The 13,878-nt window shown below is 75.0% G+C and carries 13 protein-coding genes; 9 read left to right on the top strand and 4 right to left on the bottom strand.

All coding sequences use genetic code 11. From position 1 onward, the window contains the following. Positions 1-1,080, bottom strand: a complete 1,080-nt coding sequence (locus HTZ77_RS15740) for a WD40/YVTN/BNR-like repeat-containing protein (protein ID WP_175590345.1) — start codon at positions 1,078-1,080, stop codon at positions 1-3. A 272-nt stretch (positions 1,081-1,352) separates the two neighbouring features. Between HTZ77_RS15740 and HTZ77_RS15745 the strand changes: the two genes are divergently transcribed. After that, entirely contained in the window at positions 1,353-2,963 is a 1,611-nt protein-coding gene (locus HTZ77_RS15745) for an FAD-dependent oxidoreductase (protein WP_175590346.1), read from the top strand. Between the two features lie 117 nt (positions 2,964-3,080). Next, on the top strand, positions 3,081-4,310 hold the full coding sequence (locus HTZ77_RS15750; protein ID WP_175590347.1) for a cytochrome P450: 1,230 nt from the start codon (positions 3,081-3,083) through the stop codon (positions 4,308-4,310). A gap of 73 nt (positions 4,311-4,383) precedes the next feature. Here HTZ77_RS15750 and HTZ77_RS15755 read toward each other — a convergent pair whose 3' ends face one another. Next, entirely contained in the window at positions 4,384-4,824 is a 441-nt protein-coding gene (locus HTZ77_RS15755) for a MarR family winged helix-turn-helix transcriptional regulator (protein ID WP_175590348.1), read from the bottom strand. Between the two features lie 58 nt (positions 4,825-4,882). Between HTZ77_RS15755 and HTZ77_RS15760 the strand changes: the two genes are divergently transcribed. Both HTZ77_RS15760 and HTZ77_RS15765 read left to right on the top strand, forming a co-directional pair. Next, complete coding sequence (locus tag HTZ77_RS15760; RefSeq protein ID WP_175590349.1) at positions 4,883-5,287, top strand: VOC family protein; 405 nt, start codon at positions 4,883-4,885, stop codon at positions 5,285-5,287. Between the two features lie 95 nt (positions 5,288-5,382). After that, positions 5,383-6,195 carry a helix-turn-helix domain-containing protein gene (locus tag HTZ77_RS15765; protein WP_175590350.1) on the top strand — a complete coding sequence of 271 codons (813 nt, stop codon included), beginning with the start codon at positions 5,383-5,385 and terminating at the stop codon, positions 6,193-6,195. Positions 6,196-6,211: 16 nt separating this feature from the next. Here HTZ77_RS15765 and HTZ77_RS15770 read toward each other — a convergent pair whose 3' ends face one another. Then, positions 6,212-7,330, bottom strand: a complete 1,119-nt coding sequence (locus HTZ77_RS15770; RefSeq protein WP_175590351.1) for a globin domain-containing protein — start codon at positions 7,328-7,330, stop codon at positions 6,212-6,214. Positions 7,331-7,757: 427 nt separating this feature from the next. Between HTZ77_RS15770 and HTZ77_RS15775 the strand changes: the two genes are divergently transcribed. Genes HTZ77_RS15775 through HTZ77_RS15785 form a run of 3 tightly spaced genes read left to right on the top strand, consistent with a single transcriptional unit; the run spans position 7,758 to position 10,221 of the window. Then, positions 7,758-8,444 carry a gamma-glutamyl-gamma-aminobutyrate hydrolase family protein gene (locus HTZ77_RS15775; RefSeq protein ID WP_175590352.1) on the top strand — a complete coding sequence of 229 codons (687 nt, stop codon included), beginning with the start codon at positions 7,758-7,760 and terminating at the stop codon, positions 8,442-8,444. Positions 8,445-8,453: 9 nt separating this feature from the next. After that, on the top strand, positions 8,454-9,389 hold the full coding sequence (locus HTZ77_RS15780) for an alpha/beta hydrolase (RefSeq protein ID WP_175590353.1): 936 nt from the start codon (positions 8,454-8,456) through the stop codon (positions 9,387-9,389). Between the two features lie 34 nt (positions 9,390-9,423). Further along, positions 9,424-10,221, top strand: coding sequence for an enoyl-CoA hydratase/isomerase family protein (locus HTZ77_RS15785; protein WP_175590354.1), 798 nt, complete (start codon positions 9,424-9,426; stop codon positions 10,219-10,221). A 344-nt stretch (positions 10,222-10,565) separates the two neighbouring features. Here the strand turns inward: HTZ77_RS15785 and HTZ77_RS15790 are convergent, their stop codons facing one another. Further along, positions 10,566-11,156: a class I SAM-dependent methyltransferase gene (locus HTZ77_RS15790; protein ID WP_175590355.1), complete on the bottom strand. Its 591-nt coding sequence runs from the start codon at positions 11,154-11,156 to the stop codon at positions 10,566-10,568. Between the two features lie 130 nt (positions 11,157-11,286). Between HTZ77_RS15790 and HTZ77_RS15795 the strand changes: the two genes are divergently transcribed. Continuing rightward, complete coding sequence (locus tag HTZ77_RS15795; RefSeq protein ID WP_235994758.1) at positions 11,287-13,128, top strand: sensor histidine kinase; 1,842 nt, start codon at positions 11,287-11,289, stop codon at positions 13,126-13,128. Further along, positions 13,125-13,832, top strand: a complete 708-nt coding sequence (locus HTZ77_RS15800; RefSeq protein WP_175590356.1) for a response regulator — start codon at positions 13,125-13,127, stop codon at positions 13,830-13,832. Before HTZ77_RS15795 ends, HTZ77_RS15800 begins: the two co-directional genes overlap by 4 nt. Positions 13,833-13,878 lie beyond the last annotated feature (46 nt).

Raw genomic sequence — 13,878 nt, forward strand, 5'->3', positions numbered from 1 at the left:
CTACAACACCGCCGCGCGGACCGTCAGGACGTCCGGCAGGTGCCGGGCCACCACGCTCCAGCTCTCGCCGCCGTCGGCCGAGGCGTACACCTCGCCGTCGCGGGTGCCGAGGAACACGCCCGCCTCCGAGGCGGTCATCGCGTCGCGCAGCACCGTGACGTGGACCGGCGGCTCCGGAAGGCCGTGGTCGAAGGGCCGCCACGTGCCGCCGGCGTCGTCGGAGCGGTAGACCCGCAGGCGGTGCTCCACCGGGGTCCGGTCGACGTCGGCCTGGAGCGGCAGCACGTACACCGTGTCGGGCCGGCGCGGGTCGACCACGACGGGGAAGCCGAAGTCGGACGGCAGCGACGCGCCGATCCCCTCCCAGGAGCCGCCGAAGTCGTCGCTGCGGTAGACGCCGAAGTGGTGCTGCAGGAACAGCCGGTCGGGCCGCGACGGGTGCAGCGCCACCTTGTGCACGCACTGGCCGAACTCGGGATACTGCTGCCCCTCCGGCAGGAACGGCGCCCGGATGCCCTGGTTGGCCGCCTCCCACGACACGCCGCCGTCGGAGGTGCGGTAGAACCCGGCCGCCGACACGGCCACGCCCATCACCCGCGGGTCGTCCGGGTGCGCGACGATCGTGTGCAGGCACAGCCCGCCGCCGCCCGGCTGCCAGCGCGGCCGGTGCGGGTGCTCCCACAGGCCCTCCACCAGCTCGTAGGTGACGCCGCCGTCCTCCGAGCGGAACAGCGCGGCCGGCTCCGCGCCGGCCCACACCACGCCGGGCTCGGACGGCGACGGCAGGAGCTGCCACACGCGGGTCAGCGTCGCGCCGGTCTTGTCGGGGAACGCGATCGGCGGCCGGGACGCCTCCTGCCAGGTCTCGCCGAGGTCGTCGGAGTACATCACCGACGGGCCGAAGTGGCCGTACTCGATGCCGGCCAGCAGCCGCGGGGAGGGGCCGCGCGTGTCGATCGCCACCGACGGGACCCCGACCGTGGAGAAGCGGATCGGCTGCACCTCGAAGGGGCCGCCGTCCGCCGAACGGGCGAGGAAGAGCCCCTTGCGGGTGCCGATCGCGAGCATCGCGTCACTCATAGCAGACTCCCATCACCGCTGCCATCGCTCCCGTGCCTCTTCGGGCCATCGTGCCACGCTCCCGCCGGGGCCGCCGGAGAGTGGGGGATTCGCGGCCGGACCGTGCTCGCAGCGTGACAGCGCGTTGGCCGGGCGCGGGCTGAGCTGCGGCTTTGCGCAACCCGGCATCGGGCGCGCGCTACGCGGCGACGCGCGCGGGGTAGGTCCCTGGCCGGTGAGGCGTGCCCGGCGGGGGAGTCCCGGGGCGCCTGGCGACAGGGGGGGAGTGTCCCGTGAGGGTGGTCATCGATCTCACGCGCTGCCAGGGGTACGGCCAGTGCGCCTACCTCGCGCCGGAGGTCTTCACGATGCACGGCGACGAGGCCGTCGCCTACGACCCCGAGCCCGACGACGCGCAGCGCGAGCACGTCCTGCGCGCCGCCGCGGCCTGCCCGGTGCAGGCCCTGCACGTCGACCGCAACACGATGCGGCACTGGACGGCGCCGGTCAGGCGGCTCGGCGACGGCTCCGGCGGGATCGTCCGCGACGGGCACATCGTCATCGTCGGCGGCTCGCTGGCCGGCGGCCGGGCGGCCGGGGTGCTGCGCCGCGAGGGGTTCACCGGCCGGCTGACCGTGATCGGCGAGGAGACGCACGAGCCGTACGACCGGCCGCCGCTGTCCAAGCAGATCCTCACCCGCCGCGTGCCGGCCGAGCACGCCCGGCTGCCCCGCCTGCGCGAGGTCGAGGCCGACTGGATCCCCGGCAACCCGGCCACGGGCCTGGACCTGGCCACCAAGACCGTACGCCTGGCCGACGGCCGCGAGGTGGCCTTCGACCGGGTGCTGATCGCCACGGGCACCCGCGCCCGGCCCTGGCCGAACGAGGCCGAGGCGGCGCTGGAGGGCGTCCACGTCCTGCGCACGCTGGAGGACGCCACCGGCCTGCGCGAGGCGCTGGCCGCGGGGCCGGAGCGGGTGCTCGTCATCGGCGGCGGGTTCACCGGGTCGGAGGTCGCCTCGGCCTGCCGGGAGCTGGGCCTGCCCGTCACGCTCGTCGAGCGCGGGCCCGCCCCGCTCGTCGGCGCGCTGGGCGGCGTGATCGGCCGGATCGCCGGCGGCATCCAGCGCGACCACGGCGTGGACCTGCGCTGCGGCGTGACCGTCACCGCCCTGGAGGACGACGGCGCCGGGCGGCTGCGCCGGGCCCGCCTGTCCGACGGGAGCACGGTCGAGGCCCAGGTGGCGGTGGTCGCGCTCGGCGCCGTGCGCAACGTCGAGTGGCTGCGCGGCTCCGGGCTCGCGGCCGGTCCCTGGGGGGTGGCCTGCGACGCCGGGTGCCGCGCCGTGGACGTCAACGGCCTGGTCACCGACGACGTGTTCGTGGCCGGCGACATCGCCCGCTTCCCGCACCCGGTCTTCCACTACCAGTTCATGGCGCTGGAGCACTGGGGCAACGCCGTCGCCCAGGCCGAGGTGGCCGCGCACAACATGGTCAGCGACCAGGCGCACCGCTGGCCGCACCTGTCGCTGCCGGTGTTCTGGTCGAGCCAGTTCGGGATCAACATCAAGTCCGTGGGCGTGCCCACGCTCGCCGACCAGCTCGTCGTCACGCAGGGGTCGGTGGCTGAGCGCCGCTTCGTCGCCGTGTACGGCTACAAGGGCCGCATCACCGCCGCGGTCACCTTCGACCAGGCGATCTGGCTGGAGTTCTACCAGCGGCTCATCGAGCGGGCCGCGCCGTTCCCGCCGGACTTCCGGCACGTGGACATGCGGCGGGACACGGGGCCCGTACCGGCGGAGGTGCCCGAGCGCGCCCTCGCCGGCGAGGGCGCCACCGTCGTGGTGACCGGCCACGATCCGGCCGAGCGCAGCGCCTCCCTCCTGTACGGCGGCGAGGCGTGACCGAGCCCGCGCCCCCAGCGCCCCGGCTCCCCGCACCCCGGCTCCCCGCATCCGGGCCCCCCGCATCCGGGCCCCGGAGGCCCACGCCCGCCCGCCACAGGCCCAGGAAGGACCGCCATGGCATCCGATGACGTCTTCCGGCAGATCCTCGACCCCGCCGGCCGCGCCGACCCGTACCCGCTGTACGCCGAGCTGCGCGAGACCCCGGTCTTCCGGCGCGAGGACGGCACCTGGGTGGTCAGCACGTACCGTGAGATCGTGGAGCTGCTGCACGACCCGCGGATCAGCTCCGACCGCCGCAACCTCGCCCACCGGCCCGAGGGGGACGTGGCCGACGGGATGGGCGGCGTCTCGTTCATCACCACCGACCCGCCCGAGCACGACCGGCTGCGGCGGCTGGCGGTGCGCCACTTCGGGCCGCCGCACAGCGCCGGCCGCGTCGAGTCGCTGCGCCCCGAGATGCTGGCGATCACCACCGAGCTCATCGACGGCCTGACCGGGCACACCCGCGCGGACCTCGTGGACGAGATCGCCTACCCGCTGCCCGTCACGGTGATCTGCCGGCTGCTCGGCGTGCCCCGGGAGGACGAGCCGCGCTTTCACGCCTGGGCCGACGCGGTCGTCGAGTCCCTCGGCCCCGGTGAGGAGGACCGGGCCGAGCGCGAGCAGGCGCGGGCCGAGGCGATCTCCAAGCTCCAGACGTACCTCGCCGACCTCGCCGCGGCGCGCAGGGACGCGCCGGGCGACGACCTGCTGTCCGGCCTGGTCACCTACGAGGGGCCGGAGGGCAGGATGTCCCCGGTCGAGGTGATCGCCACGTCCGCGCTGCTGCTCATCGCCGGTCACGAGACCACGGTCAACCTCATCACCAACGGCATGCTCACGCTGCTGCGCCATCCCGAGCTGATCAAGCGGCTGCGCGCCGAGCCGGACCTGATCGTCACGACGGTGGAGGAGCTGCTGCGGTACGAGCCGCCGGTCCACTTCCTGTCGTCGCGGGTGGCGCTGGCCGACATCCCGATCGCCGGGACGACGATCCCGGCGGGTGCGCCGGTCGTCCTCGTCCTCGCCTCGGGCAGCCGGGACCCGGCGCACGTGAGCCACCCGGACACCTTCGACCCGGACCGCCGCTACAGCGAGCACCTCGGCTTCGGCGGCGGGATCCACTACTGCTTCGGCGCGGCGCTGGCCCGGCTGGAGGGGCAGATCGTCCTGCAGCAGCTCGTGAACCGGCTGGTGAACCCGCGGCTGGTGGAGGACCCGCCGCCCTACCGGCCCAGCGCCACGCTGCGCGGCCCCCGGCACCTGCTCGTCGACTTCGAGGCGGTCAACCCGGCGAGCCCGTGAGGCACCGGCCGGAACAGGGCGGCAGGCGGGAGGGCAGGCGGGCTGGGGTGAGGTCAGGCGGGGAGGCGGCGGGTCAGGCCGGGTGATCGGCTCGGAGGATCCGGCCGGCCAGGTCGTGCAGCGTGGCGCGCTCGGCGGCCGTGAGCGGGGCCAGCGTCCGCTCCTCCACGGCCGCGACCACGGCCCGGCCCCGGCCGAGCGCCGCCCGGCCGGCGTCGCTGAGCGAGGCCCGGTAGCGCCGCCGGTCGCCCGGGTCGCGCTCGCGCACGGCCAGTCCGTCCTCCACCAGGCCGTCCATCAGCCGAGCCATGTCGCTCGGGTCGAGCCCGAGCCGGTCGCCGAGCTCGCGCTGCGCCGCCGGTCCGTGGTCGGCGAGCGCCGCCAGCACCGCGAACCGCCACAGGCTGAGCCCGGTCTCCTCGGCCAGCCGCGCGGCCGCGGCGCGCCGGGCGGCGACCGCGACCTTGTGCAGCACGAACGTCGTGATCCCGAGCAGGGTCGGCGGCGGCTCCATGACCCTCTAGTGTAGGGTTCCACCAATCATTGGTGGCTACCAACTATTCAGGAGAATCATGGACGCCCTCTACCCCCGCCTGCTCGTCCGCGACTTCCCCGCCTCGGTGGCCTTCTACCAGGCCGTCATGCGCGACCTGCACGGCGTGGAGCCGGTGAAGGTCATCCCCGAGGCTTCCTACGCCAACTGGGACGTCGACGGCCAGGCCGGGCTCGTCCTGTTCGGCCGCGCCGCGGTCAGCGCGGCCGTCGGCACCTCCGGCCTCCCGGAGAGCGCGGCGGCCCAGGACGCGGCCATGCTCGTCATGCGGGTGGACGACGTCGAGGCCGCCGCCGCGTGCCTGACCGGCCACGGAGCCCGGCTCGTCGCCCCGCCCCAGGACCGTCCCGCCTGGGGCCCCACCCTGCGCACCGCCCACCTGCGCGACCCCGAGGGCACCCTCATCGAGCTCCAGTCGTACTAGCCCCCGGGACGCCCTCGGCGGGCGCGCGTCGTACCGGCCGCCCTTACCTCCCACGTCATCGCGGCCCTTCCCTCCGGTACCGTAGCGTTTGCGCCATGGGAGCACTTGCCGTAGAGCACGAGGAGACTTTCGGAGACCTGCTGCGAGCCTGGCGCCAGCGGCGCCGGGTGAGCCAGCTCGACCTGGCCATCGAGGCCGACGTGTCGGCGCGGCACGTCAGTTTCCTGGAGACCGGCCGGGCCCGGCCGAGCCGCGAGATGGTGATGAAGCTCGCGGAGGAGCTGGAGGTGCCGCTGCGGCACCGCAACCGGCTGCTGGTCGCGGCCGGTTTCGCGCCGGTGTTCCCCGAGCGGGAGGTGCGGGCGCCCGAGATGGCCGCGGTGCGCCGGGCCCTCGACCGGATCCTCGCCGGGCACGAGCCGTACCCGGCGCTGGTCGTGGACGCCGGCTGGAACCTGGTCGCGGCCAACGCCGCCGCCGGCATGTTCATGGAGGGGGTGCCCGCCGAGCTGCTCCGGGAGCCGGTCAACGTGATGCGCCTGTCGCTGCACCCCGACGCCATGGGCGGGCGGCTGGTCAACATCGCCGAGGTCCGCGCGTACCTGCTGAACCAGCTCCGCCGCCAGGCCGAGGCGTCCGGGCACGGCGCGCTGGCCGAGCTGCACGACGAGCTGGCCTCCTACACCTACCCCGGCGTGGAGCTCAACGTGGCGCACGTGCCCGGCCCGGCCGACATCCTGCTGCCGCTGCGCGTCCGCCACGGCGACGGGATCCTGTCCATGTTCACCACGATCGCCACCTTCGGCACGCCGATGGACGTCACGGTGTCGGAGCTGGCCATCGAGACGTTCTGGCCGGGCGACGAGGAGACCGCGGCGTTCTTCGGCCGTCCCGCCGCCACGGCCTGAGCCCCGTGCGCGGCGGTCAGCGCTCGTCGTGGACGACGTCCCGGTGGATGCGGGCCGGCGGCACCCCGTCCTCCTGCAGCCGGCGCACCGTCTCGCTGACCATGGCCGCCGGCCCGCACACGTACACCTCGTGCTCGGCCCACGAGTGGAAGCGCTGCGTCACCTCCGGCAGACGGCCGCGCATGCCGTCGTAGGAGGAGTCGCCGGACACCACGGGCACCACGCGCAGCCACGGGAACGCCGACTCCATCCGGACGAGGTCCGGCAGGTCGTACAGCTCGTCCGCGGTCCGCGCGCCGTACAGCAGGTGGATGCCGGGGCGGCGGCCGGAGGCGATGATCTGCTCGATGATCGCCTTCAGCGGGGCCAGGCCCGTGCCGCCCGCCACGCACAGCACGTCCCGGCAGCCCGCCTCGGGCGGCGCCATCGTGCCCATCGGCGGGCCCAGCATGATCGCGTCGCCGATGCGGGTGTCGCGGGCGAGCGTGGTCGAGACCCATCCGCCGGGCACGGAGCGGACGTGCAGGCGCAGCGTGTTGTCGGCTCGCGGCGCGTTGGCGATGGAGAACGGCCGCCACACGCGCGGCCAGCGCGCGGTCTGCACGGTCACGTACTGCCCGGCCGTGAACGGCAGCCGCTGCGTGGGACGCACGGTGACGACCGCGATGTCGGGCGTGCGGCGCTCGTGGTCGACCACCTCCGCCACCCACCAGGCGGGCGACACCCCGGCGTCCTCCTGGGCCGCCCGCATCATCAGCTCGGCCGCGGCGTTGTAGGCGGCCACCCAGGCCGCCTCGATCTCGTCGGTCCACACGTCGGCGGCGAAGCGGCGGACGGTGGCCAGCAGCGCCCGCCCGATCGCGCCGTAGTGCTCCGCCAGCACGCCGTACTTGCGGTGGTCGCGCCCGAGCTGGCCCAGGAACGAGGCCAGACTGTCCGGGCTGTCCAGACTCCACACGATGCGGGTCAGCGCACTGAAGAGCCGGTCGCGCTGCGCGTCCATGCCCGGCGGGAACAGGCAGCGCAGGTGCGGGTTCTCGGCGAACAGCCGGCCGTAGAAGTAGGCGGCCGCCTTGCCGGCCACCGGCTCGATGACGGAGAAGCTCTCTTTTACCAGGCGCGGATTCAACGACATTGCCACATCAACCCCACCCCATGGACCGGAATCGCATTCCGGTCGTGTCGACCCACCTCCTGACGGCTCCGGGTGACGAGCGTCCGGCACGACCCCGGCTCGGCCGATCGCTCGGAAATCGAGTCTTACACCACCACATGGACGTCACAACCGTTTCGCGCCGATACGGTGCGAACCCGAACTATGCGTGACGGTACTGTTATTCATCGCGGTCAAGGCGGCGCGCATTTCGGACGCGAAACGTGAATTTCTCTTTCATTAGCTTTTTCTGGCTGTTTCGCGTTTTGTCGAGAAACGCGGCCCGAGAGTCCGTGGACGAGATCTCGTCGCGGGGGTGCCGTGAGCGAAACGCCGTGCGCCATGATGGCCTCGCGGCCACCGCACCGCCGGGCGGCCGTCCCGACTCCTGCTCGCACCTGGAGATCGCATGGCCCGACCGCTGATCGGCATCACCGCCTACTTCGAGGCCGCCCGCTGGGGTGACTGGGTGCGGGAGGCGGTCCTGTCGCCCCCCGCCTACGCCAAGGCGGTCGAGCGGGCCGGCGGTGCGCCCGTGCTGCTGCCGCCCCTGTCGCCCGCCACGGCCGCCGACCACGTCCGCGGCCTGCGCGGCCTGGTGCTGGCCGGAGGCGCCGAGGTCGGCGCCGACGCCTACGGCGAACAGCAGGACGCCCGCCTCCCCGCGCCGCAGGCCCACCGCGACCGCTACGAGCTGGCCCTCGCCCGCGCCGCCGTCCAGGCCGGCCTGCCGATCCTCGCCGTCGCCCGCGGCATGCACGTGCTCAACGTCGCCCAGGGCGGCACCCTCATCCCCTGGCTGCCCGACACGCTCGGCCACGACCGCCACGGCGAGCCCGGCGTCCCCCACACGATCCAGGTCAGCGTGTCGAGCAAGCTCGGCAAGGCCGTGGGGGAGCGCGTCGAGGTGATCGCGCCCCACACGCAGTCCGTACGGCGGCTCGGCTCGGGGCTGCTGGCCGTCGCCTGGGCCGAGGACCAGATCGTCGAGGCCGTCGAGCTGCAGGGCCACCGGTTCACGGTGGGCGTGCAGTGGCATCCCGAACGGGGCACGGGCGCCGGGCTGTTCGGTGCGCTCGTCGAGGCGGCCCGCTAGGCTCCGAGCATGCCGCTGAACCCTCAGGCGCGCGACTTCCTGGAGCGCTACCGGCCGGACGACGGCGGCGCCCTGGACACCCTCGACCTCGCCGCCGTCCGGGAGGCGCGGGAGGCGGCCGACCCCATGGCCGCGCACCGCGGCCCCCTCACCCGCATCGCCTCCGTCCGCGACGAGAGCGCCGAGGGCGTGCCCATCCGGATCTACCGGGCCGACCGCGGCGACGGGCCGCTCCCGGTGCTGGTGTCCTTCCACGGCGGCGGCTGGGTCTTCGGCGGCGTCAAACGCGACGACGCCACCGGCCGCGACCTCGCCCTGCGCACCGGCGCGGTGGTCGTCTCGGCCGGCTACCGGCTGGCCCCCGAGCACTCCTTCCCGGCCGCGGCCGACGACGCCTGGACCGTCGTGCGCGACGTCTTCGCCCGCCCGGCGTTCTACCAGTGCGACGGCTCCGTCGCGGTGACCGGCGTCAGCGCCGGCGGCAACCTGGCCGCCGTCGCCGCCTGGCAGGCCCGCGACGCCGGGCTCACGCTCGTCCACCAGGCGCTCGTCACCCCGGTCCTCGACCTGGCCATGGACTCGCCGAGCTACGCGGAGTACGGGCGGGGCTTCGGGCTGGACGCCGCCGAGATGGCGTGGTTCGCCCGGCAGTACGCGCCGGGCGCCGACCCCGCCGACCCGCGCCTGTCGCCGCTGCGGCTCCCGTCGGTCGCCGGCCTGCCGCCCGCCACCGTCGTCACCGCCGAGTACGACGTGCTGCGCGACGAGGCCGAGCGCTACGGCGAGCGCCTGGCCGCGGCGGGCGTGCCCGCCGAGGTGGTCCGCTACGACGGGACCGTGCACGGCTTCTGCTCCTTCCCCGGCCTGTTCGACCAGGCGGTGGAGGCCCGCGAACTGGTCGCCCGCCGCCTGCGCGACGCCTTCGGCCGGGAGGAGGTCTCGTGACCGTAGAGGGTTGTCATGGACGGAGGGAGACCCGGTGACCGTTCCCGGCTACGAGGGGTACGAGCGGCTGCGCGTCGACATGCCGGCCGACGGCGTGCTGCGCGTCACGATCAGCGAGCCGCGCCGGCTCAACGCCGTCGACACGACCGGCCACCGCGAGCTCGCCACCATCTGGCGCGACGCCGACCGCGACGACGCCGTCCGCGCCGTGCTGATCACGGGAGAGGGCGCGGCGTTCTCCGCCGGCGGCGACCTGTCCATGATCGAGGAGATGACGCGCGACCACGCCGTGCGGATGCGGGTGTTCGCCGAGGCCCGCGACATCGTCTACAACGTCGTCAACTGCTCCAAGCCGGTCGTCTCCGCCATCGTGGGGCCGGCGGTGGGGGCCGGGCTCGCCGTGGCGCTGCTCGCGGACGTCTCCGTCGCCGGGCGCACCGCCCGGATCATCGACGGCCACACCCGGCTCGGCGTCGCCGCGGGCGACCACGCCGCGATCGTCTGGCCGCTGCTGTGCGGGCTGGCCAAGGCCAAGTATCACCTGCTGCTGTGCGAGGCCGTCACGGGGGAGGAGGCCGAGCGCATGGGCCTGGTCGGCCTGTGCGTCGACGACGACCGGGTGCACGAGACCGCCCTCGACCTCGCCGTCCGGCTGGCCGGCGGGTCCCAGGAGGCGATCAGGCTCACCAAGTACGCGCTCAACAACTGGCTGCGCCTGGCCGGCCCCTCCTTCGACGCCTCGCTGGCGATGGAGTTCCTGGGCTTCACCGGGCCCGACGTGGCCGAGGGCGTGCGGGCGCTGCGCGAGAAACGGCCGCCGTCCTTCTCCTGATTCTGCTGATCAGGTGAGGCCCCGGCACTGGTGGGTAGGCGCAGCCTCGTGCACTCCGAGGAGGCCGTCCACCTGCCGCAGCGCCGGCGCGAGGAGACGAGGGGCCTGCCCGCCGGGGCCGAGAACGCCGCCCTGGGGAACGGCTCGCGGCAGGCGGCCGGCGACCGGCACGGTCATGCGCACCGGCCACGCGCATGCCGTGACCGGCGACGGCCGAGGGACGGTCCGGCGCCGGGGACGCGGGAGGGTTGAGACCAAGCTCTCCCCGCTCCGGACGGCCGGGCGGCCGGGCCGCCGCATGCGGTCCCGTGCGGCGGTGTGCGGTCCCGTGCGGCGGTGTGCCGTCAGACGCGGGGGCGGCGCGCGTGGAAGACGAACGCCGGCGGCGCGTTCCGCCACACCGTGCGGCTCGGCACCACCTCCTCGAACCGCTCGGCCAGCAGTGCCCGGAACCGCCGGGCCGACCCCAGCGGGATCGCGTGCACGTACGAGAACGTGGTGAAGGCGGCCGCCGGGCTCATCGCCGAGACGACCGCCTCCATCAGGCGGTGCTGCAACGCGGCCGGGAACGCCGCCCAGGGCAGGCCGCTCACCACCACGTCCGCCTGGCCGAGCCCCCGCTCGGCGAGCAATCCCGACAGCTCCGCCGCGTCGCCGTGCACCACGTCCACCCGGGGGAAGCGGGCCGCCAGCAGGGCCGCCATCGGCGCGTTCAGCTCCACCGCCAGGTGCCGCCCGCGACCGGCCAGCCGCCGCTGGATCTCCGCGGTGAACGGCCCCGTGCCCGGCCCCAGCTCCACGACCACCGGCTCGCCCCGCTCGGGCACCGGCGCGCAGACCGAGCGGGCCAGCCGCCACGAGCTGGGAGCGAACGCGCCGACCCTGATCGGGTCGCGCAGGAACTGACCGAAGAACAACGCGCTGTCGTGAGCCATGCCCCGACCGTAGGGGCGCCCGGCAGGCCGGCTGATCCGCCGGACGGACGCGGATCCGGCCACTTGGAGGAGGCCGGGTCCTCCGTCCGGAGGATCGGGACACGGGGTACGTCCGGATAGTTTTCAGGGCATGCGTTGGCGTGGCGTGGCGCTGGATGCGCTGCCGGCGGTCTCGGGGACCGCACTGGACCTGCTCGTGTCGGGCGAGGCGGCGGGGATCGGCGACCTGCCCCCGTCCATGACGGTGCCCATGGCGGTGCTGGCCGGACTGCCCCTGGGGCTCCTGCGGACCAGACCGATGTGGGCGGCCCTGTCCATGGCGGCGTTCCTGATCTTCACCGACCAGGTCGGTTCGTACACCTCCAACACGGCGCAGATCCTCATCTGCGTCGCCGTCGGCAACGCCGCCTACCGCTGCCGGCCGCGCGCCGCGGCCCTGTGCGTGGCCGCCGCGATCCTCGCGTCCGGGATCAACATGGCCGACCCGGGCATCGCGTTCACCCAGAACTCGTGGATGTACGCGGCGCTCGTGCCCGGCTTCCCGGCCCTGGTCGGCGGCTACCTGCGCAGCCGCACGAGCCGCTTCCAGCCGCACGACATCACCCCCGACGTGCTGCTCGCCGGCGCCGGGGTGGCCATCGGGGTGCTCAGCACCTGGAGCTCCTGGGGCCTGGGGAGCCCGCCGGTGTGGGTGGTCGGGCTCCTCGCCGTGTGCGGCGGCCTGTCGCTCGGCGTGGCCCGCCGCCTGCCCGGCATGGTCCTCATCCTCCAGGGCCTGCTGCTCCTGGCCGCCGACCAGTACCTGGAGCAGGCGGTCAACTCGTGCCTCGTCCTCACCATGATCGCGCTCGGCGTGTTCGCGCTGCGGGTCGCGTCCTGGACCTGGACCGCGGTGGCGTACGCGGCCGGGTGCGTCCTCGCCTCCATCGCCGTGGTCGACGCCCAGACCGAGGTCACCCCGTTCCGCGTCGCCGTCCTCATGCTCCTGGTCGTCGCGCCCATCGCGATCGGCCGCTACCTCGGCGCCCGGCAGAGCGCGGCCGCCGCCGAGCGGCTGCGCGCGGAGGAGTCCGCGCGCCTCGCCCTCGCCCAGGTACGCGCCGACCAGCTCGCCGAGCGGGAACGGATCGCCCGCGAGGTGCACGACATCGTCGCCCACCACGTCGGCGCCATGGTGCTGCGGGCCGGCGCCGCCCGCTACGCCGCACCGCGGGGACCGGTCGCCGACGCGCTCACCGACATCCGCGACACCGGCCACCAGGTGCTGGAGGACCTGCGCGGGCTGCTCGACGTGCTGCGCGACCCCGGCGCCCGGCCCGGCCTGCTCGCCGACCCCGCCGACGTGATGCGCGAGTCCGCTGAGAGGATGGCCGCCGCTGGCCTCCTCGTGGACCTCCGCCTGGACCCCGGCACCGGCCGGGCGCCGCTCGTGGCCCGCGCCTCCGCCGCCCGCATCGTCCAGGAAGGGCTCACCAACGTGCTCAAACACGCCGGACCCGGCACCGAGGTCGTGGTGGCCCTCACCGCCCGCGGCAAGGGGCTGGTCGTCGAGATCGCCAACGGCCGCCCGCCGGCGGCCGTCGAGCGCCTGCCGTCCTCGGGCAGCGGGCTGGCGGGCATGCGGGAACGGGTGCGCGCGCTGGGCGGCACGCTGACGGCGGGGCCGCGCGAGGACGGCGGCTGGCTCCTCACCGCCACCCTCCCCGGGCCGCCCGGACCCGCCGGGCCCGCGGCTCCCTCCTCCGGCGGCCTGTCCGCCTTCTTCGGCTGCGAGCGCGCGCCCCAGGAGACCGCCGGGCCCGGCCCCGACGGGGACCTCGCGGACGGAGGCGACCTCGCGGATGACGGCGAGCTCGCGGGCGGTGGCGACCTCGCGGATGACGGCGAGCTCGCGGGCGGTGGCGAGCTCGCGGGCGGCGGCGGCCCGGTGCGGGGCGCGGGCGGCTCCGCGGCCGGCAAGGGGGCCGCGTGATCCGTGTGCTCGTCGCCGACGACCAGGCGCTCGTCCGGGCCGGCGTCCGCATGCTGCTGCAGGCCGCGGGCGACATGGAGGTGGTCGCCGAGGCGCAGGACGGGGCCGAGGCGGTCCGCCAGGCCGAGCGCCACGTGCCCGACGTCATCCTCATGGACCTGCGGATGCCCCGCGTGGACGGCCTGGAGGCCATCCGCCGCGTCCTCGCCGCCCGCCCCGCCGCCAGGATCGTCGTGCTCACCACGTTCGCCGAGGACGCCGACGTGCACGCCGCCCTGCGCGCCGGCGCGGTCGGCTTCCTCGTCAAGGACGACGAGCCCGAGCGCATGGTGGACGCCGTGCGCAAGGCCGCCGCCGGCGAACAGCTCCTCGCCCCGTCCGTGCTGCGCCGCGTCGTCGAGGGCTTCCTGGCCGCCGGCGACCGCGCCGCCGCGCCCGCGCCCGCCGGCCTGACCGAACGCGAGCTGGAGGTCCTCGCCCTCGTCGGCACCGGCCTGTCCAACGCCGAGATCGCCGAACGGCTGCACGTCGGCGTGACCACGGTCAAGACCCACGTCGGCGCCGCCATGGACAAGCTCGGGCTGCGCAACCGCATCCAGGCGGCCGTCGTCGCCCACCGGATGGGCCTGGTGGACGCCTCCTTCCGTCCCGTGCGCCCCACACGTCATCCCGGGGGCGGACCCGCGAATAACCCGGCAGGCTGACGACCGCCCACGGCCCCGGCCGAAAGCATGTGGATCCCTCACATCT

Origin of the sequence: Nonomuraea montanisoli, assembly GCF_013363975.1 — a bacterium.
Taxonomy (GTDB): domain Bacteria; phylum Actinomycetota; class Actinomycetes; order Streptosporangiales; family Streptosporangiaceae; genus Nonomuraea; species Nonomuraea montanisoli.